Consider the following 22015-nt stretch of genomic DNA (forward strand, 5'->3'; position numbering starts at 1 on the left):
CACTGAAGCCAACCTAGAAACTTCCATCTAAACCCCGCTTGCCCTCTTCGTAAAGAATCTCATCAACGGCTTAATCTTACCTACTTGATACATGCCCTCACTACGTATCTGCTGAACCGGACGCAGTGCCGCAAAATCACCGGCAAACAACCAATTCATCAAGGAGAAGCTATGCATCATCACACTATTATGAGGACGACACTCACGCTCATAACGGCGCAAAGTCGATAGCTCGCCCCAAAGTTTGTGACCACTACGCTCATAATCAGTCATCAAAGCATCTACTAAAGCAGTCACATCGAGCATACCTAGATTCAAGCCCTGACCTGCCAGCGGATGCACACCGTGTGCCGCATCACCCACCAATGCTAAGTTCTCTTTGACATAATGAGTGGCCTGCTGTGCATTTAGTGGGAAGCTAGCCACGGATTCAAGCTGTTCAATATCGCCTAAGGCGTACTGGCTTGCCGCTGCTAACGCTTGACGTAATACCTCATTATTCGGCTGATTATTACTGTCCTGATTATTCTCACTTGTCTCGGCATTGAGTTGTAATAACTCTAACGCTCGATTGGTTGGCAGCGTCCACACCACCGATTGCCAATGCTGCGGATTGGCTTTGTCAGTATCAGTGACATCAGCAAGCGGCAATAGAGCCAGTGTGCCGGTCGGTAACATAAGCTGACGCGCTGTAGCTTGATGCGGCTTTTGCGTTTTGATTGCACAGCAAATGGCCGTTTGTTTGTAATCGAGTGAATCGATACCAATACCGGCCTCACGTCTTACCAGTGACCCACGCCCATCAGCCCCAATGAGTAATTTTCCTTGTAAGGTATCCCCATTATCCAAACGAACTTGATACCCTTTTTGCTCACCAAACCAATCAAGCTCAACCACTTTGTGACCTGCAACAAGCGTTAGATGCTCGCCCACATCGGCCGCTGCCAAACGCTGATATAACGCATGCTCAATGACAAATGGCTCAACCATACTACCAAGCAGTTGCGGCACTGCCTCATCACCAAACTTCAGCTCACCCTTGCCGTCTTGTTGCCATACCTGCATTTGGGTGTAATTCGCTTTTCGCCTACTTTGGGTAATCAATTGCCATGCGCCTACCTCTTTCAACAGCTCAATACTGGCCAGACTTAAGGCATAAACGCGTGCATCACGGTGAGTCAATTTTTGTTGCCACGCAGCCTCTGTAAATTCGGGACGGGCATCAATAAGGGTCACTGGGCGCTGCTGCTGAGCTAATTTAAGTGCCAAGGTTGCGCCAACGATACCACCACCAATAATAAGGGTATGATGTGATTGAGATTGATTTGCGGTTGCCATAACGACTGTCCAATAGTTAAATATGATAAGCGTGGTTAATAGTCAGTGATAACGTGATTGTGATTAATCATCAGTATAAATAGCCAAAGATTAGGATTTTAATCCCATCGCATAGGTGGCAACCAATGGCTTAATATTTGGCAATTTGTTAAATGCAACCAGCGCCACATTGCGCGCAAGCTTCATTGCTGGATTGGGATGGGTAAATCCATGCACCACAGCATCACAAAAACGAATCACTCGTTTCTGATCCTTTTGTCGGGCACGCTCATAGTTTTTGAGCATCTGATTATCGCCAATATCTGCACTACGCATGACCTGGTTCTCAAGCATTTTTGCTAGTACATGCGCATCACGCATACATAGGTTAAAGCCTTGACCTGCCACGGGGTGCAAGGTATGAGCGGCATTACCCATAATTACTACGCGCCCCTCTACCTGCTTGTCAGCAAGCACTCGAGTTAGTGGATAAGCACCGCGTCGGCCTGCCTTTAAGAACTTGCCGGCACGCTGACCAAACCCTTCTTGTAAGGTCGATAAAAACAGCGATTCATCATCCAAATATTGCTGTTCTTCACCGCGCTTGCAAATCCATACCACAGAACGTCTATAGCCGGCCTGCATAGGATGGTTACCATCGCCATTGGCATCAGTTAATGGCAAGACTGCCAGTGGCCCTGCTGGGCTAAAACGCTCAATCGCAATATGCTCATGCGGCTTATCGGTTTGCACCACGCCCACAATAGCTGATTGTCCATAATCGTAATCTTTGATGCCAATATTAAGCAGATTACGCACCGTTGAATCTCGGCCATCACACGCCACCAGCATACTTGCCGTTAGCGTTTGCTGAGTTTCAGACTGTGTATCATAGTGAATCGTCACCGAATCATGGGCTTGATTCACTTCAGTAACCGTCGCTCCATCGATGACTGTAATCAGCGGATTATTTTTGACCGCCATTAACAGCTTACGACCTAGCCAAGCGTTTTCCATCACTTGACCAAAAGACTCGACCTTCTCTTCTTCTTTTTTAAGCTCTGCATAACCAAAGCTGTTTTGCTCACTGACTTGCACAGAGTCAATACGGCAAGCATGACTCTGAAGCTCATCCCACAGTCCAATTTCTTGATAAATTTGCACTGTACGGCGTGATAATGCGGTGTTACGGCTATCCAAATAATGCGAGCGTTTCACATCGTCTTTGGGGCTAACGTCAGGATAGGTGTTTTTTTCAATTAAGGTGCTGGCGATGCCTTTATCCGCTAATAATAAGGCAAACGACAGACCCACATGACCGCCCCCAGCAATCAGTACGGTTTGGTCAGTGATGGGCTCGCTTGGCTTACTCAAATGATTCTTACTTGTATCAGTTATCATAGCGCTACTCATTTTTATTATTTATTTAAAAAATCTATATAAATAGAGAGAAACAGTCTTTTCATTCAAAAATTATTATCTGATTGAGCCAAATATAGTATTGAAATATCTTTTAATATATTACCATGTTAACGCCATTGACTTGATTAATATACCTCAATTCTGCCAAATATTACGCGTCTCAAAAAAGAGTCAAATCACCCCGCTTTGAGTATCTAATCGATATTTGCCGAATATCTGTCATAAATCATAATGTTATTAACCCACCTCAATGAGATAGAACGATTACCTGTAGATAACAACATATGATAGTGCGTATGACATGAAGGTTACAAAAACCGTCTTAATGCCTATCCGTATTCTCTTGAATTTCAATATTAAACAGCCATAATAAAGACAGTGCTTAAATAACAATAAGCGAGACATAACTTATAAACCACAGACTCTATAAATAATAATTAATTGCCTCACATTCATTATCTATTATTGGCCCTTTAAAAATAGACTCAATTTAAGACAAAAAATCTTTGAACACATTCATTACAAAAGGATTATCACTTGACTGATACTGTCACTCGAAAAGTAAATCTCGATTTCTTAACCTCACCCCAGCTAAAAGTACTGGTGGGTGAATACAATAACCACCTCAAATATATTCAAGATCGTCTAGGTATTCATATTAATCAGCGCCAGTATAAATTCACTTTAGCCGGTGATTTAACCGCTGTGGAACGTGCTGATTATATTTTGAATAAACTCGCTGACGAAGCTCAAACCGCTGATGACATTAGCCCAGAAGAATTGCATCTGATTATTCAAGCCAGCCTATCGCGTGACTTTGAAGGTGCAACAGCCATCGAAGATGAGTCTGCTGACGATGACAAAGACATCAAAGATGACGATGGTTATAGTCAGGGCAATAGCTACCGTCATGACCCAGAAGCCAATTACGACACCATCGCTCTACGCACTCGCAAAGGTAAAATCATTCCTCGCGGCGGCAATCAGCAGCATTATGTCAATCGCATCTTAACCTCAGATGTGTCCTTCGGTGTGGGTCCTGCCGGTACCGGTAAAACCTATTTGGCGGTTGCCTGTGCAGTCGATATGCTAGAGCGTAATGAGATTGAACGTATCTTGCTAGTGCGTCCAGCGGTTGAAGCGGGTGAAAAACTGGGCTTCTTACCGGGTGATTTAACCCAAAAGATTGACCCTTATTTACGTCCTTTATATGATGCGCTTTATGAAATGCTTGGCTTTGAAAAAGTAGGCAAACTCATCGAGAAGCAAATTATTGAGATTGCACCACTGGCCTATATGCGCGGTCGTACATTGAATAACTCATTCGTTATTTTGGATGAGGCGCAGAACACAACACCCGAGCAGATGAAGATGTTCTTAACTCGCTTAGGCTTTGGCTCACGTGCGGTCATTACCGGTGATGTGACTCAGGTGGATTTACCACGTGGTCATAAATCAGGCTTAGCGCAAGCGATTCAAATCTTAGGTAAAATTGATGAGATTCATGTAACCAAGTTTGAGTCAAAAGACGTGGTACGTCATCAATTGGTACAGAAGATTGTTGAAGCCTATGGTGTCTGGGACGAAGAGCAAGAAGCCTTAAAAGAGGCGCGTAAACGTGCACGTATTGCTGAGCAAGAGCGAAAAGAAGCTAAAGCAGACGCTAAGTCGTAGTCGATAACTTTTGTTTATCAAATGAGACAATTAGCTTAGCTTTTATTAAAACGCTTTAAGCCAAAACAGCACAGTGTAATAAAGTCGGATAGCTATCCGGCTTTTTTATGTATTGAACCTATACAATATCCGCATACTTCTATATTCAATTAATTTTATGAGTTTGTTATGACTGAATTGATGATTAATATCAGTGCTGCAGAAACATTATCTGATGAGCTTGTCTCTAATTATTATCCTGTTGATAAGCTGCAAACCATTTTAGTGACCACATTAAATGTGATGAATGAGCAGCAAGCGTCTGGTGTTAGCCTGCCTTACTTTTCTGAGCTTGATACCTCGCTTTGGCAAGAAAAATCTAAAGAGCTTGGCGTGTATCTGACCGATATTGAAGAAGGCCGAAACCTAAACCTTGAAGCACGTGATAAAGATTACGCGACTAATATACTGTCGTACCCTAGCGACTTACCGCCGTTTATCTTACAGCAAATGCCGACCATTCCACTTGGCGAATTAATCATCTGCCATGAGGTAGTCGCCACTCAAGCACAAGAGCAAAATAAAAGTACCGATGAGCATATTACTCATTTGATAGTACATGGTATTTTGCACTTACTCGGCTTCGACCATGAGCTTGGGCAGGCGGAGCAAGATGAGATGGAAAGCTTTGAGATTACTATTTTAGAGAAGCTTGGCGTCAGTAATCCATATATTGCACGATAATGAGTATATTAGTCGTACCTCTGATGTTAAAGATGAGAGTGATAAAGCTAAAACTCTTTATTTTAAATCAGGGGCTTTCTGCTAATATATGGCTTTAGGTGAGATTACATAACGATTCGTCTTTAGAAATAACAATTGCGAATAATTATTATAGAAACACGCTGATAAAAAAAAGACCTTGCCAAATAAATGACAAGGTCTTTTTAGTTTTCAATTTAAAAGCTTAAATCAAATGTTACAGCTAACCTTTAATTTTCTTAACGGATTTGGCATCGCAGCCTTTATAAAGGATTTCACTGTTTGCATTTTGAATGTTGACGTTTGATGTATGATAGTTATTAAGTCGTAGGGCGTCACTCATTATGCTAAAGTTCTCTTCATCGCCAAATACGGTGTCCACATCATCTGAGCGTCCAAGATTAATCGGTAAGAATCTAGATTTCCCGTTTAGATAAGCTTCCGCATACGTTGGTAGGTTTTGTTTATTAAATCCATATTTAACACTGATCTTATTGTTATTTTGGCAAGTATAGTTTACTTGTCTAACTTTGACCGCTGTATCATGGCTTGTTGCAGGATCCATAACTTGGTCTGTATAAGCAAACGCTGAACCTGAAGCTAAGGTTGCTGCTAAAATTGTTGCAGATGATAATAGGGTTGTTAACTTCTTCATAAATACACCTCTTTTGAATGAATAAAACATGATAAATGACTTTAAATAAAACCGAGCCATTACCACCAAAAGAGAAACTTCAACAGCCTCTAATTAGTGTCTATATTATATATAGCGTATAGCTTTTTATAGAGTTTTACTTTAGTTCCACTTGAGAGAATATATTAAATTATTCTGAATTTCAGGCTGTTGTTTATGCGTAATTTTGATGATATGTTTTGTTATAACATAACATAAATTGTGAGTAATTAGCCGCTTATTCTTTATGGTATGTTACTGGTAGAACTTCAGTTGAGAGAACAAGACTGCGAGGATTAATCTAAAATAATAACCGCTCCACCCATTCTTCAAATTAACTCGTGATGTGGCCTTGGGATGCGGTTTAGCCACGATTGGAGCGAATATACTTGGTGAAGAATGACGTTGCGGGCGCTTAGCCAGTCGTGTTATCGCAACGCAGGAACGCGACTGGCTTTAGCATCCGCCGTCGATCTAACCAAGATAGTAGCAAAAAGCGTGATTGGCTCCAAAGTCACCATTCATAGAGGCACAAACGAAAAGACCTTGCCATATTAAATGACAAGGTCTTTATTATTCAATAAACAATATTATTAATCCTGCATACCTATGCAAAAAATTTGAGTAGCAAGGCAATCAAGTTAAAGCACTACAAGTTGTAGGCTGAGCTTGATTAATACTTAAACTTAAGTGGGATAAATTTGAGTCTGCTACAAGGCGACCGACCGAAGATTGTAGCTAGTTTATTTAAAGGCGACATCAAGGGCGGTCAACATTTTATAGAAATAACATAGTTTGTCAGATATGACTTGGCTACTAGGAAGACGAGCGCTCACTGTACAAGTCGTACAGTAAGCGAGTCTGACAACGTAGCAAAATATTAATCAGAACTTAGAATACCTTTGCAAAAAATTTGAGTAGCAAGGCAATCAAGTGAAAGCACGACAAGTCGTAGGCTGAGCTTGATTAATACTAAAACTTAAGTGGGTTAAATTTGAGTCTGCTACAAGGCGACCGACCGAAGATTGTACACGTCGTACATCAAGGACGGTCAACACCGTAGCGGCTCAAATTTAGCACACGCTTATTTAGGGTGAACCATATCGGCTGGCGTAACCCACTCATCAAACTGCGCTTCGGTTAATAAATCAAGCTCAACCGCAACTTGCTTAAGGGTTTTGTTTTCTTTATAAGCGGTTTTGGCAATCTTAGCCGCATTCTCGTAGCCCACATGTCGGTTTAGCGCGGTGACTAGCATCAATGAGTTATGCAAGAAGTGGTCAATTTTGTCTTTAACCGGCTGAATACCTACGGCACAGTTCTCATTAAAGCTGTTACACGCATCGCCCAATAACCTGATCGATTGTAATAAGTTATACGCTATAACCGGCTTGAATACGTTCAGCTCAAAGTTACCAGACGCGCCAGCCATGCTGATAGTCACATCATTACCCATCACTTGCGCCACGACCATGGTCATTGCTTCTGACTGAGTTGGGTTAACTTTACCAGGCATGATTGATGAGCCTGGCTCATTTTCAGGAATGGTTAATTCGCCAAGACCACAGCGAGGGCCAGAGGCTAACCAGCGAACGTCGTTAGCGATTTTGTTCAGGCTTGCCGCTAGTGTTTTTAGAGCACCTGATGCAAATACTTCAGCATCACGGGCAGCTAGGGCTTCAAATTTGTTTGGCGACGTTACAAATGGCAGGCCGGTTAGCTCTGATAATTGCTCAGCGGCTTTAACCGCATAGTCTGGGTGTGAGTTAAGACCGGTACCTACCGCTGTACCGCCTAGTGGTAATTCATATAAGCCTTGTAATGCGTTGTCGATACGGGTTAGCGCGTGGTCAAGCTGGCTCACATAGCCGCTGAATTCTTGACCTAAAGTCAATGGCGTTGCATCTTGTAAATGCGTACGGCCAATTTTTACGATGCTATCGAATTCTTTGGCTTTTTTGTCTAGCGTGTCACGTAGCGCTTTAACCGCTGGGATTAACAGGCTATTGATTTGACGCGCTGCTGCCACACGAATAGCCGTTGGGAAGCTATCGTTGGTTGACTGTGCATGATTGACATGGTCATTTGGATGGATTGGCTTATAAGTACCACGCTCAGAGCCGGCGATTTCGTTCGCACGGTTAGCAAGCACTTCGTTCATGTTCATGTTTGACTGAGTACCAGAACCGGTCTGCCATACTACTAATGGGAACTGATCAGTAAGACCACCATTAATCACTTCGTCAGCGGCTTGGACAATGAGGTCGCGTTGGCTCTCTTCAATACGGCCAAGGCTTGCATTAGTGATAGCCGCTGCTTTTTTAACCAATGCCATCGCTTCAATCATTGGACGAGGAAGCGTTTCGCCACCAATTTTGAAGTTCTCGCGGCTACGCTGAGTTTGAGCACCCCAATAGGCATCCTGAGGTACTTCTACATTGCCCATGGTATCTTTTTCGGTACGAGTTGACATGATGTCTCCTGTTTTAGTTATAAAAGCTAAAAGAATTTGTTATGGTATTACTGATTATAAAATAATGACTGGCTATAAAATAACAGGCATTGATTGCTCAGCTCACCAGCAAATGTGGCATAAGTTAAATCGAGCGCAATTATGATAGCATGACTCACTGCCAAACGCATTTAAGCGGCCATAAAATCATGATGAAAATAAGCACTCACTTACGATAAGATGCCGTTAATAATACGCCTAGTTTGTCAAACAATTCAAGCTAAGTGCTGTGTCTATATTTTACCAAGCCCTTACTACTCAGCTCCCTAAATTTTGACCCGACTATTATAAAGCAAACTATGACCAATAACCCTTCTCGACGTGATATTAATAAACAGCGCCGCGCCCTAACTGAGCAGCAACGTCGTACGGCGGCCACGCTTGCCAGTCGTCATTTACCAAAGCTTACCCCTCGCCTATCCAAAGGTGCGAAGGTGGGAATATATATTGACGGCTTTGGTGAACTGCCAACGCAGCCCCTGTTGGATTGGTGCAAGCGCATGGGATTTAGCGCCTATATTCCCGTGATCAATACATTTGGCAAAGACAATAAAACCATGCGTTTTGTACCGGTTCACCAAAATAGGCTAGCTGCTTTGCCGACTGTTCGTCATCGCTTTGGCATGAAGGAATCCAAACAACGTCACCTCATTGGGGTGCATGATTTAGATTTAATACTATGTCCGTTAGTCGCTGCTGATGAGCATGGCAATCGTATGGGGATGGGAGGTGGCTTTTATGACACTACTTTAGCTTGCTCTTATAGATACAATCGTAAAAAACCATTACGTGTTGGTTGGTGTTATGAGTTCCAAGTCGTTCCACAACTACATACTCAGCCGTGGGATGTGCCGCTTCATGCGTTAATTACCCCTAAAAAAATAAGGTGGTTCAAATGAGTGCTGATAATAAGTTACCTGCTAAAGCAAGTTTAAACTCCTCAAACCAGAGTACAGACCATAATGATGATAACGCTTGCAAACTCTCTAGTGCTGATATCGTAGACCGACATTTGCAGCAGTTAGAACAAAAAAATAGCACTCTTAATCAGCGTCCGTTATCGCCTGAAGAGCAACTTTTTACGCAAAAGGAATTGGCCCGTTTAATTAATCCCGACAAGTTGAAAGTCTTGATGGAAAGTGGTGATGATCTGGTGGGCTATTTGACGTCTGGAATTGATAAGTTTGAGGACTAAATAGCGCATTAAAATAGTAAAATAAAGAGCAATCTTATAAAAGGACCATATGAAAAATACAAGGCAGTATCTACTTTCTATTCTCGGTTATATTAAAGCCCAGCCGTTTAAGGTCGTCTTTGTTATCTTATGGGCTGTATTTGTCTATAAAATTATCATGGCAGGCTATATACCTGATTATTATGCGATAGAGTACATTGATCAACCTGACGACTATTATCCTATCAATTTGGTTATTAATATGAATGCGGTGATGTTATTTCATATAACTGTATTGGGGGTGATTGATTTTTATATGAAAAGTCTCTGGAAGTTCCTGCTAATGTTAGCCATCACTTTGTTGCTCCTAAGCTTCTTTATATCATTTATTATGTTTGCGTCGCTACCTCTGGCTAACCTTGTATTTTGGCTATTAATCTCTTCTGCTTATCTGTTATTAACCTGCATTTGGCAAGTGTGTCGCTATTTTTATAACTAGCACATCTAATCTCATTCCACAAAAAAAGCGAGCGTCGAATAGTCGACACTCGCTTTTTTAATGTAAAAATTATCACTAAAACAGCAGGTTACAATACCATCGCCGCAATCCAGCCAAAAATAAGTAGCGGGATATTAAAGTGTAAGAACGTTGGAATCACACTGTCTTTAATATGGTCGTGCTGACCATCTACATCCAATCCTGATGTCGGGCCAAGTGTTGAGTCAGAAGCAGGAGAGCCTGCATCCCCAAGCGCCCCTGCCGTACCGATAATAGCCACCGTTGCCAGTGGTGAAAAGCCCATCGCCATACACAGTGGCACATAAATGGCAGCAATAATCGGAATAGTCGAGAAAGACGACCCAATACCCATCGTCACAATCAGCCCAATCGCTAACATGACCAAAGCGGCGACACCTTTATTACCTGCGAATAAATTGGTTGCCCCTTCAATGAGCGGTGCGATTTGATCCGTGGCTTTCATCACCTCTGCAAAGCCTTGTGCGGTAATCATAATAAAGCCAATCATTGCCATCAGCTTAATACCTTCATTAAAGACACTGTCCGCTTCGTTCCATTTGACCACACCAGTTGCCATAAATACGCCAAAACCAAACAGTGAACCTAAGAGTAACGAATCCGTATAAAGCTGAACCACAAAGGCTATAACAATCGCAAGCAGTGCAATAATAGTTTTACTTTTACTAGGCGCTTTTGCACCAGCAGCCGCGTTAGATAAAGCATCTTTTTGGACGGTGCTCTGTGTATCGGAATAAGACTCGACATTTTGGGCATTGAGCTGATACTGACGCGACTTACGATAACTAAAAAATACTGCGATTAATAAGCCGCTTAACATGCCAAGTGCCGGAATAGCCATGGCGTGCATCACTGAAATATTTGCGGTATCAAGCCCTGCTTCACCGACGTTTTTTAACATAATTTGGTCGAGATAGATTTCACCAAAGCCGTAGGGCAGAAACATATAGGTGGTGACCAAACCAAAGGTCATCAAACACGCCAGCAATCGTCTGTCTATCTGCAAGCGGTTAAATACCATCAGTAATGGCGGAATAATTAGCGGAATAAAGGCGATATGAATCGGAATGAGGTTTTGACTAAACACACTCATCAATACCAGACCAAAGAACAACAGCCACTTAATAGACAATGTACTGCCGCCAGTTTGCTGACTATTAATGCGATTAATTACACTATTGGATAACGATTGCGGCAATCCTGAATGGGCAATGGCCACCGCAAATGCACCAAGTAATGCATAAGATAAGGCAATCTGAGCCCCGTTTTTAATCCCTTCTTGGAAGGCAGCAAGAGTTGCATCAATACCGAGCCCACCGACCAAGCCGCCGACCATAGCGCCGATTAGTAAGCTGAGCACCACATGCACTCGAACCAGTGACAACCCTAGCATGACCACCACTGCTAACAATACCGCATTTATCATAATCAATCCTCTTACTCGCCCTTAGTTTGACCGTTATTTTAGCACCTTTAAAACGGGCTTAAGCCCTATCGACACTTGCCAACCAGCGCTATTGGATGATTCATACCGTATCGCGCTTCTTACTTGTAAAGTGTCTTACTTGTAAAGCGCTTATATCGACCTTATCTATAACTGTCCTGTCACAAGTCGTGATACATTAAATCTATTAGGAATCTTAACAGTGCGTAAAAATGACGTTACAAATCGCTCATTCTAACCGATTTTTGTTTTTAACGGCCGCTTAGATGCAAAAGCTCGCCGACAAAGCTTGCAATTCTCACTTATCACCACCATTTAGTTAGTCATAGCATAAAATAACTTCAGTTTAAGAAGGTTTATGTCAAACGACAATAGGAAAAAATATGAGTAAATCAGATAAAGATTATGACAGCAGTGTTGAGCAGCTTAATGATGACATTGGGCGCGACCTAGATAGTGAATTAGAGCAGGACGCTCATGACACCATCAAAGCCAGTGCGCTTTCTGCTGATGATTCTGATACCCAAACAGCATCTCAATCAGCGGATGATGCTCAAGATAATGAAGACTTAAGCCACCTACCACTTTTAGCATTACGTGATGTGGTGGTTTATCCGCACATGCAAATTGCCTTATTTGTGGGCCGTGCGCCCTCTGTAAAAGCCATTGAATTGGCGCAAGCGGAATATGACGACCGCGTATTGGTCGTGGCTCAAAAAGACTCACTGACCGAAGACATTGATCAAGATAATTTATATCAATATGGTACGGTTTGTCGCATTGTCAGCACCATGCCTCATGACAGCGATGAGAACTGCATTAAGGTATTGATTGAAGGTCAATACCGTGCCCGCCTAGATGGTCTACAAGACCATGGCGAATTGTTGATGGCAGATTTTACTCGCAGCGACATTACGCTAGAGATGAGTGAAAATCAGCAAGAAAATACGCTTAAAGCATTACGTAGCTTATTTGCAACTTATGCAGAAGCACGTCTACGCAACAGCCGCGAGTTAACCCGCGTTATTGACCGTATTGAAGATGTGTTAGAAATGATTTATTTCATTGCCACACGTGTGTCTATCGACTTGGCCGAAAAGCAGCAGTTGCTAGAAAAAGACGATCTCTCGGAGCACATCAATACGCTAACAGAATATCTGGCCAAACAAAGTGCCGAGCAGTCGATTGAGCAAGAGATTCAAGATACCGTGCGTCGCCAGATGGAAAACAACCAGCGTGAATATTTCTTAAATGAAAAAATGAAAGCCATTAAAAATGAGCTGTCTGATATTAGCGATGGGGGTTTTGATGCCGAAGACGATATCGAAGAGCTTGAGAATCGTCTAAAAGAAGCGGACTTGCCAGACGACGTGCGCAAAAAAGCCGAGCAAGAGCTTAAGAAGCTTAAAATGATGCCACCAGCATCAAGTGAGTCTTCGGTAGTACGTAACTACATCGAGTGGATTTTGGACACGCCTTGGAGAAAATCAAGCAAAGTGTCTATTAAACTCGATAAAGCCGAGAAAGTACTTGATGAAGATCACTATGGTCTAAAAGATGTGAAAGACCGCATCTTAGAGTATTTAGCGGTTCAATCACGTGTTAAAAAGCTACGTGGTCCGATTCTGTGCTTAGTCGGCCCTCCAGGTGTGGGTAAAACCTCACTTGGTGAATCGATTGCGCGTGCGACCGGTCGTGAGTTTGTGCGTATGGCACTTGGCGGTGTACGTGATGAAGCAGAAATCCGTGGTCACCGCCGTACTTATATTGGTGCGATGCCAGGTAAAATCGTTCAATCACTAGCAAAGGTAGAGGTAAATAATCCGCTATTCTTGCTAGATGAGATTGATAAGATGGCGCAAGACTTCAGAGGTGACCCTGCGTCTGCCCTGCTTGAGGTATTAGACCCATCACAGAACCATAAGTTTAATGACCATTATCTTGATTTGGACTTAGACTTATCGCAAGTGATGTTTATTTGTACCGCCAATAGCATGGATATTCCGGCTGCACTGCTTGACCGTATGGAAGTAATTCGTCTGCCAGGCTACACCGAAGATGAGAAAATCAACATTGCTGAGAAGTACTTAGTGCCTAAGGCGATTAAGCAAAATGGTCTGAAAAATGACGAAATCGATATTGTGCCAGAAGCATTGCACAGTATCGTTCAGCGTTATACGCGTGAAGCTGGTGTGCGTAATCTTGAGCGCGAAGTCAACAAGATTTGTCGTAAAGTCGTACGTGAATCGATTGAAAAATATGGTGTGCGTCCCTCTAAAAAGACCAAGATTGATACCGTTGTAGTCGATGAAAATAACATCATCGATTATCTTGGCGTACATCAATACGACTTTGGCTTAGCTGAAGAGCAGCCTGAAATTGGCCGCGTGACTGGCCTTGCTTGGACCAGTGTTGGTGGTGAGTTATTAACCATCGAAGCGATTACCATGCCAGGTAAAGGTGAGTTTGTTTACACCGGCTCACTAGGCGATGTGATGAAAGAGTCGATTCGTGCAGCAATGAGTGTTGTTCGTGCTCGCGGTGAGACTTTGGGTATTGATTATGAGACCTTTAAGTCGAAAGATGTGCACGTGCATATGCCAGAAGGTGCGACGCCAAAAGACGGTCCATCAGCAGGTATTGCACTGACTACAGCGCTCGTCTCTGCGATGACTGGCATTGCCATTCGTCCAGATATTGCAATGACAGGTGAGGTCACCTTGCGCGGTAAAGTACTGCGTATTGGCGGTCTTAAAGAGAAGCTACTTGCCGCGCATCGCGGTGGTATCAAGCATGTACTGATTCCTGAATCTAATGAACGTGATTTGGGTGAAATCCCAGACAACGTCAAAGAAGGCTTGACCATTCAGCCGGTAGCAACCATTGATGAGGTATTAAAAACGGCCTTGGTTACCATGCCAAAACCGATAAAGCCTAGCAAGGTCGCGGTTGATACAACCAAATCGCAAAAAACGTTACGTAGCTAACCTATAAATTTATCTAAATCTAATAGAAAGCGACTAAGTACTTAGTTTCGATGTATTTCTAATAGACCGTTATTGTCAAAAGCTGCTTATCTATAAGATAAGCAGCTTTTTTTATCTCTTAGGTTTGTTTGTCAGGAATATATGATGCAAGAGTAGCTTATAACTATTTTTTTGCTTTATTAACATTTAATAACTTATTGCAACGCTTACACTAATTGTTTCTTTAATCATAGCGTTATACTAATTCATGTAAGTATTCTAATAATAATCCCAAACATTAATTTAGTGCGTATTTGTACGTATTAGTCTAATATATAGCTAATTTAAATATACAGTCAATTTATTGGAGTCAAATATGAAAAAATTATTAACCGCCTCAGCTATTATAGCTTCTGCCATTACTCTTAGTGCTTGTCAAAGCAGCAATCCTAATATAAATGGCATTGATCATACAGATCCTGTTCTAAAGTCAAAAATTTATACCGTTGATCAAAACCATGCACAACTTGGCGAGATGTATTTGCGTCCTGTGGTTGGTGGCGTACAAGTATATGGTAAGCTTGAGGGATTTAATCCTGGTTCGACAGTGGCCGTTCATATCCATGAAACGGGTAGCTGCAAAAATATGGGCAAAGCAGCAGGGGGCCACTACAATCCCTATGATAAGCCACATGGTAATCCCGCTTCTACAGAGAGCCATGCAGGCGACTTACCTAACGTCACTGCTGATGAAAATGGTGTTGCCACTATGAACTTCGTTAAGAAGGACATTTCTGTTGCAATGTCAGGCGTTAACAGTGTCTATCGTCGTGCCTTTATCGTACATGCCGGCGCTGATGACTATGTTAGCCAACCATCAGGTAATGCTGGTGACCGCATCGCCTGTGGTATTATTGAAAAAATCTAAGCATCATTGAAAAAATCGAATGTGATAATTTTAAATTAATATTCGATTAACTTATACATCGCTATAGATAAAGGGTCAGCTTTTTATTAAGCTGGCCCTTTTTTATCATTTGATAACCGTGGTTTACTTAGGTCTGTTGAACTAAAGCCTTTATCTACGCCTTTACCTACCTTGGGTTATGACCTTATTTATCTCATCCAAACATCCCTATCATAAAGGGGCCTAACCGTTTTATTTATTCACGACAATACCTGTCGCATGGTCACCACTACCCCCTATCTAGTTACGCTCAATTTGTTATACTTATCTCATCAGAGACACCCTGTCTCCTCCTATTATTAACTCAAAACCTTCATTCAAATTCATTAAGAGTCGCGCTCAAAAACTTATTTTTGGTAGCACTACTAATAACCCATTTAAGCTTTATAATAACGCAACACTGACATTAAATAATCAATAAAATTAGGACATCATTATGGATGACAACAAAGCCAAAGCGCTCAAAGCTGCCTTAGGTCAGATCGAAAAACAATTTGGTAAAAATACCATCATGCATCTCGGCGACAACTCTGCGGTATTAGATGTTGACGTTGTGTCAACCGGTTCGCTCGGTTTAGACATCGCACTAGGTATTGGCGGCTTACCAAAAGGTCGTATCGTTGAGATTTATGGTCCAGAAAGCTCGGGTAAAACAACCCTAACTCTACAAGCCATTGCCGAATGTCAAAAGCAAGGCGGTACCTGTGCCTTTATCGATGCTGAACACGCTTTAGACCCTATTTATGCGCGGAAGCTTGGCGTGAATACCGATGACTTACTTGTATCACAGCCTGATAACGGCGAGCAAGCATTAGAGATTACCGACATGTTGGTACGCTCTGGCGCTCTTGATATGATCGTTATTGACTCGGTTGCCGCATTGACGCCACGTGCCGAAATCGAAGGCGAGATGGGCGATAGCCATATGGGTCTGCAAGCACGTCTTATGAGTCAGGCGCTACGTAAAATCACTGGTAATGCCAAACGATCAAACTGTATGGTTATCTTTATTAACCAGATTCGTATGAAAATCGGCGTGATGTTTGGATCACCTGAAACCACAACCGGTGGTAACGCCCTTAAGTTCTATGCCTCCGTTCGTTTAGACATCCGCCGTATTGGTGCTGTTAAGAGTGGCGATGAAATTATTGGTAACCAAACCCGTGTGAAAGTTATCAAAAACAAAATGGCGCCACCGTTCCGTCAAGCAGAGTTTGAAATCACTTATGGCGAAGGTACCAATCATTTAGCCGAAGTCATTGACTTAGGGGTTGATATTGGTGTCGTCGGTAAAGCCGGTGCTTGGTATAGCTATGGTGATGAAAAGATTGGTCAAGGTAAAGCCAACTCAGTGCTATTCCTAAAAGACAATCCAGCCATTGCTGAAGAAATCGAAGCTAAGATTCGAGCGGAAAAACTGGCCGTCACACCTGAAAAAGGGACTGAGAAAGAGACTGATAAGCCTGCAGATCCTAAACTTATGGCTAAAGAAAACTCTGAGGCTTAAATCCTTATTGAATTATGGAAATAAAAACTTTAGCGCAAATTCTAGCTGAAACTCCACAAACGTCAAAGGGGTCCTACGAGAATAAAGCGCTAAAAAAACAACCGAAAACAGCCCAGAAAAAGCCACGTGCAGCGTTAACCTCTGCCCGTGGCTTTGCTGTGTCTGACAATAATGAAGATGCACACTCAGACCACTTAAATCTAGACCCAGTAACTCATTCCTCTCATTCCTCTTGCTCCATTAAGCCGCACAACGACGGCCATAAACGTAAGCCACGGACTAAGCGGCGGAAAAAAACCTTTCACCCCGCCTCTCCCTATCGACCCAAAATAGAGGTTAGCGAGCCGATTAAAGAGGTCGACCCCAACAGTATCAAAAGCTTACTCGCGCAAGTGAAAGCCGAAGGTGAGCAAGCCGACAAGGTATTGGCGGAGAACGTGGAAACTGAATCAGGGCAACCGTATAATCAGGTCTCAAGTGAACGTTCTGAGTTAGACAATCTGCCGGCAGCACTCAAAGCTTATCTTAAAACACCGGAACAACGGCAAGCGGAAGTCGAGGCTATCAAAGCCAATAGTCGTCTGCGCTGGTTGGCGTTTTATTATTTATCACGGCGCGAACACTCTGCCGGAGAGCTGCGTCAAAAGCTGCTGGATAAAGAACAAGACCCTGAAAAAATCGACGAATTATTAGAAGAGTTCCAAGAAAAAGGCTATCAGAGTGATTATCGCACTGCCATCATGCTTATTCGTGAGGGTATTCGTAAACGCCGTGGCCGCATGCGTATTAAAAATGACTTCTATAAACGTAAAGTGGATATGCCAGCCAATATTGATGAACTCATCGATATGGCTATGGAGGATAATGAAGCCTTTGTTGATGTGCTATCTGATAATGACTTGGTCGATGGCGTAGATTGGCTGCGTTTGGCGGTTGAAGCTCGGGTCAAAAAGTACGGTTCTGAAATTCCTCAAGAGCAAAAGGACAAAGCGCGGCAACTGCGCTTTTTGCAATACCGTGGCTTTAAGCCCCATATCTGCTTTGAGGCAATTAACTATAATTTAGAGTCGATTGATGATCGTTTTTAGCTGTCTGCTTTAACGATTCTATGACCCTAGCTAAAGCATGTCTAACTCTTGCTTTTAACACTCGTTTTTGAGTCATAGATGACCTCATTATTTACCTATTCAATTTGAAAATTATTGCTAGCCGACCCTGCTATCAATGTAATACACTCTGTTGTGAACGTTAATAATAACTTGCTATTATTTTAAGCAAATATGACTCTATTTGACTGCTTTTATAATGCACTCAGACAAGGCTAAAATAATAACAAAGCAATCGAGTTCAAATACTATTAGAGCAAGCTTAGCGAGATTAACACCATAAGCATTTAGCAGTCCACCGACTATAACTTTATAAATAAGAGTGAATTTCATGACCTCTCCTATTATTGGTATTGATTTAGGTACAACCAACAGCCTTGTGGCACTTTGGCAGGACGGCAAAGCTGTATTAATTCCAAACTCTCTAGGTCGACCGCTGACACCCTCTGTGGTCAGTGTTGATAAGGACGGCTCGATTTTAGTCGGTCAAACTGCCAAAGAGCGGCTGATTAGCCATCCCGAACAGACTGCTAGCGTATTTAAACGCTTTATGGGCAGTCAAAAGACCTATCATCTGGGTCAACATAAATTTAGCCCAGAAGAGTTATCATCCCTAGTATTAAGCGCCTTGAAAGCCGATGCCGAGGCCTATCTAAATTGTACTGTCACCGAAGCGGTCATTACCGTGCCTGCTTATTTTAACGACCATCAGCGCCAAGCTACCAAAAATGCAGCACAGTTAGCGGGACTCAATGTTCGCCGCCTACTTAATGAGCCAACAGCAGCAGCGATGGCGTATGGCCTGCACGAAAACAGCGATGACCGTAAATTCTTGGTACTTGATTTGGGTGGTGGTACCTTTGATGTGACCTTGCTAGAGCTGTTCGCCGGTATTATGGAGGTGCGTGCCAGCGCTGGTGATAACAGCCTTGGCGGAGAGGATTTTACTCAAGTCTTAATCGATGGCTTTATTGCCCATCAAGAGCAGGTAAATGCAGATATCACCCGTGACTTCTGGCAGCCATATCTTGCCCTACTATATGGCGTTGCAGAAAACGCCAAACGTGAGCTGACCAGTAGTAACAGCGCGCAACTCTCGTTAACCATTGACGGTACTACCTATGAATGGCAGGTTAGCGCAGCCGACTATGAAAAGCTCGCCGAACCATTACTACAGCGTTTCCGTCAACCGATTGAGCGTGCGGTGCGTGATGCCAAACTGCGTATTAAAGAGCTTGACGATATTGTGCTTGTTGGCGGCGCCACGCGTATGCCCCTGTTTCGTCAGCTAATGACCCGACTACTTGGCCGCTTCCCATCTGTCGGTCTAAATCCTGATGAAACTATTGCCATTGGCGCCGCTATTCAGGCAGGATTAGTAGCAGAAGACGCCGCTTTGGATGAAGTGATTTTAACCGATGTCTCCCCTTATTCATTAGGTGTCGATACCTCTATTCAAATCGGTAACAATCAGTATCAGCATGGTGTTTTCGCGCCTATTATCGAACGCAATACGGTCATCCCAACCAGTAAAGTACATACCTTCAATCCTATGGATGACAATCAAACCGAGGTGCAATTTAATATCTATCAAGGTGAGGCGCGCCTGACCCGAGACAATATAAAAATTGGTGAAATGAGCGTGGCCCTACCACCCAAATACCGCGGTAAAGCGCGTGAGCTACCTCTAAACGTCCGCTTCTCTTACGATGTGAATGGGCTTTTAGAAGTAGATATTGATATTGAGGGCAGTAACGAGCAGTACAATCTGGTCATTCAAAATGGGGCCAAACATATTGATGCCGCTGAAATGCAGCGCTCAAGAGAGAAGCTGAGTGCACTAAAAACCCATCCCCGTGATCAAGCTGAAAATCGTAACCTACTGGCCCGTGCTGAGCGCTTATATACGCAGCGACTTGGCTTTGAGCGTGACCAATTAGCCCGATTAATTGGTTGGTATGAATCTATTCTTGATGCTCAAGACCCAATTAAAATTCGTCAAGCCAATATTGATTTGCAAAAAAGCTTAGATCAATTCGAAAAAGATGAATGGTTTTAAGCGCCCTGATGACTGTCTAAGTTTACTTGAGTATCTAAAATGAGCGAAACCTGCTGGGATGTATTGGGTATTGAGCCAACTCATGATGAGAAGGCCATTAAAAAGGCCTATGCCCTTAAACTAAGAGACAATAAACCTGATAAAAACCCTACTGGCTTTCGTGCGCTGCGAGAGGCCTATGAGCAAGCGTTAAATGAACGTTTTTGGATAGAACTATCTGAAGAGGATGACTCAGAGTTTGAGTTTAAGGCAGAGGCCGAAGGCGAAGAGCCTTTAGACACCATTGAAACCGTTGATGAAACCGCTGACACAACCTCCTTATCTAATTACTTACCGTTAGATGACTCTCCTATCGATGACGCTTTAGATAGCGAAACACTTGAAAAAAAAGACTTAACGGTTGATGACAGTGTCTATCCAGTAGAGCAACCACCAAACCATGAAGTGTCTTTGTTAACCCAAGCAGAGACTCAGCTCAGTCAGTGGCAAAAGGAGTGGCAGGACAGTATTGTCGACACCGCTCAACCATTCATCGATAGCGATGACAGCGAGCAGGATTACCTTTACTTTAATGACTATGCTTTAAAGGCAGACCGTGAAGCCGCGGATAAAGTATTATCCAAGCACTTAACTCAGCAATTTGAGCAACTCAAAGACTATCCACTTGATATCTTAGATGAGTACGAGCAGGCGTTGATTGGCTTTTTTGATGACTGCCCAAAGGCTTATAGTGAGTCCTACTTTTTAGCCAAATCTCACTTTTATTGGCAGCAGCATATCGATGGCTGGGATAATTATGACTATCCTTGGTATCTGCTGCGTCATTTGGATGACAGCTATACCAAACTAGCTTACTTTGATACGCAGGAAAAATTTCTTAAATATATTGCCTCTAAATATCCGCTTGTTTATCAGCACTGGGATTTTGCGTTAGCTTATCAAGACACAATGAGTCGTTGGGCATTTATCCGCGCCCTTAAGTGGCCACATCAGGCTTATATCGTAAAACAACAGCTTGATGATTTAGAGTTTGAACTTTTGCAAGCACCGCCCGCCTCCACTAAAGAAACTGATTGGATTAACCATCCTCAATTTTTGGCATTAAAGCAGCGTCTTAGTAGCTGGGGCGTGGTCAAATGGATGGACTTGGTGCTGCTTGTCATAATAGGTCGGATGTTCTTTAGACTTCTCGGCGCTCTATATAATTACCCCACTGCCCATTTAGATGGCCTTGTTACTATTGCGACTTGTGTGCTTGTCTATTTGTATTGGCAGTATCAGCTCAGCTTCTTTACGCGACCTGATCGGTTTAGTTTACCCAATCATTTGCAGTGGGGATGGACGATTGGCAGCGTATTTTTAGGCGGTCTGTTTGCCATCTCAACCACCATAACGGACGCTCCGCCATCGGCTTATTATTGGGCAGCGCATTTAGCAGGGTTTAGTGCTCTGCACTCCTTAAATATCAGAAATCAGGCGATTGGCTTTAAAAGTATTATAGACATGGTCGCTACCTTATTATTGACGCTTACCATCGGCCTACCGCTTATAGATATTGCTACAGATGCTTATACGAATCAAAACATAGAAATAACCACTTTGACTCCGCCTTTTGCTTGGATATTAGTGATGTCACCGCTAATATTTACTGAGCTTGGTAAAAAGTCCTCCTTTTTTGCCTATATTGGTGATTACCTTGCGGGCTTAGTTTTCCTTGGCTCTATGATATTAATATTCGCCGTTCTTTCTGGTGGCCTATCAAAGCTTCTATCAGCAAATCTATTTGTATCAGCCGTCGTACTCTCTATCAGTGTCGCCTATATGGTGATAATGACCTTTAAATCTGTAAACTATTTCAATCAATCCGACTATTTTGATTAGGGCGTGTCCTCAATTCGTACGATTACATTTAAAT

Annotated in this window: 15 protein-coding genes; 10 read left to right on the plus strand and 5 right to left on the minus strand. The window is 42.8% G+C overall.

Features of this window, described 5'->3' with window-relative positions:
- Positions 1-27: 27 nt before the first annotated feature.
- The gene (locus AC2SLM_RS07835) at positions 28-1338 is read right to left on the minus strand and encodes an FAD-dependent oxidoreductase (RefSeq protein ID WP_486553036.1); all 1311 of its coding nucleotides are present in this window, start codon (positions 1336-1338) and stop codon (positions 28-30) included.
- 90 nt (positions 1339-1428) lie between these two features.
- On the minus strand, positions 1429-2718 hold the full coding sequence (locus AC2SLM_RS07840) for an FAD-dependent monooxygenase (RefSeq protein WP_486553038.1): 1290 nt from the start codon (positions 2716-2718) through the stop codon (positions 1429-1431).
- A 558-nt stretch (positions 2719-3276) separates the two neighbouring features.
- On the opposite strand from AC2SLM_RS07840, the gene AC2SLM_RS07845 reads away from it, so the two are divergent.
- Positions 3277-4413 (plus strand): PhoH family protein, encoded by a 1137-nt coding sequence (locus AC2SLM_RS07845; RefSeq protein WP_486543420.1) that lies wholly within the window; start codon positions 3277-3279, stop codon positions 4411-4413.
- A 168-nt stretch (positions 4414-4581) separates the two neighbouring features.
- Positions 4582-5136, plus strand: coding sequence for an rRNA maturation RNase YbeY (gene ybeY, locus AC2SLM_RS07850; RefSeq protein WP_486553040.1), 555 nt, complete (start codon positions 4582-4584; stop codon positions 5134-5136).
- 241 nt (positions 5137-5377) lie between these two features.
- Here ybeY and AC2SLM_RS07855 read toward each other — a convergent pair whose 3' ends face one another.
- Both AC2SLM_RS07855 and fumC read right to left on the minus strand, forming a co-directional pair.
- Entirely contained in the window at positions 5378-5809 is a 432-nt protein-coding gene (locus AC2SLM_RS07855) for an ACP-like domain-containing protein (protein ID WP_486553042.1), read from the minus strand.
- 1102 nt (positions 5810-6911) lie between these two features.
- A complete protein-coding gene (fumC, locus tag AC2SLM_RS07860) occupies positions 6912-8300 on the minus strand; it encodes a class II fumarate hydratase (RefSeq protein WP_486553044.1) in 1389 nt (462 codons plus the stop codon).
- 338 nt (positions 8301-8638) lie between these two features.
- Between fumC and AC2SLM_RS07865 the strand changes: the two genes are divergently transcribed.
- Positions 8639-9238, plus strand: a complete 600-nt coding sequence (locus AC2SLM_RS07865; RefSeq protein WP_486553045.1) for a 5-formyltetrahydrofolate cyclo-ligase — start codon at positions 8639-8641, stop codon at positions 9236-9238.
- The gene (locus AC2SLM_RS07870) at positions 9235-9534 is read left to right on the plus strand and encodes a hypothetical protein (RefSeq protein WP_486553046.1); all 300 of its coding nucleotides are present in this window, start codon (positions 9235-9237) and stop codon (positions 9532-9534) included. Before AC2SLM_RS07865 ends, AC2SLM_RS07870 begins: the two co-directional genes overlap by 4 nt.
- A 566-nt stretch (positions 9535-10100) precedes the next feature.
- Here the strand turns inward: AC2SLM_RS07870 and AC2SLM_RS07875 are convergent.
- A complete protein-coding gene (locus AC2SLM_RS07875) occupies positions 10101-11477 on the minus strand; it encodes a Na+/H+ antiporter family protein (RefSeq protein ID WP_486553048.1) in 1377 nt (458 codons plus the stop codon).
- 401 nt (positions 11478-11878) lie between these two features.
- Here AC2SLM_RS07875 and lon point away from each other — a divergent pair, with 401 nt between their 5' ends.
- The 6 genes from lon (at position 11879) to AC2SLM_RS07905 (ending at position 21981) form a co-directional block, all read left to right on the plus strand.
- Positions 11879-14482 (plus strand): endopeptidase La, encoded by a 2604-nt coding sequence (gene lon, locus AC2SLM_RS07880; protein ID WP_486553050.1) that lies wholly within the window; start codon positions 11879-11881, stop codon positions 14480-14482.
- Positions 14483-14837: 355 nt separating this feature from the next.
- Positions 14838-15389 carry a superoxide dismutase family protein gene (locus AC2SLM_RS07885; RefSeq protein ID WP_486553051.1) on the plus strand — a complete coding sequence of 184 codons (552 nt, stop codon included), beginning with the start codon at positions 14838-14840 and terminating at the stop codon, positions 15387-15389.
- A gap of 475 nt (positions 15390-15864) precedes the next feature.
- Positions 15865-16935: a recombinase RecA gene (gene recA, locus AC2SLM_RS07890; protein WP_486553053.1), complete on the plus strand. Its 1071-nt coding sequence runs from the start codon at positions 15865-15867 to the stop codon at positions 16933-16935.
- A 14-nt stretch (positions 16936-16949) separates the two neighbouring features.
- Complete coding sequence (locus AC2SLM_RS07895) at positions 16950-18023, plus strand: regulatory protein RecX (RefSeq protein WP_486553055.1); 1074 nt, start codon at positions 16950-16952, stop codon at positions 18021-18023.
- A 349-nt stretch (positions 18024-18372) separates the two neighbouring features.
- Positions 18373-20100 (plus strand): Hsp70 family protein, encoded by a 1728-nt coding sequence (locus AC2SLM_RS07900; RefSeq protein WP_486553056.1) that lies wholly within the window; start codon positions 18373-18375, stop codon positions 20098-20100.
- A gap of 39 nt (positions 20101-20139) precedes the next feature.
- Complete coding sequence (locus tag AC2SLM_RS07905) at positions 20140-21981, plus strand: hypothetical protein (RefSeq protein ID WP_486553058.1); 1842 nt, start codon at positions 20140-20142, stop codon at positions 21979-21981.
- The last annotated feature ends 34 nt before the right edge of the window (positions 21982-22015 follow it).

The sequence above is a fragment of the Psychrobacter sp. CX16 genome (assembly GCF_057396245.1).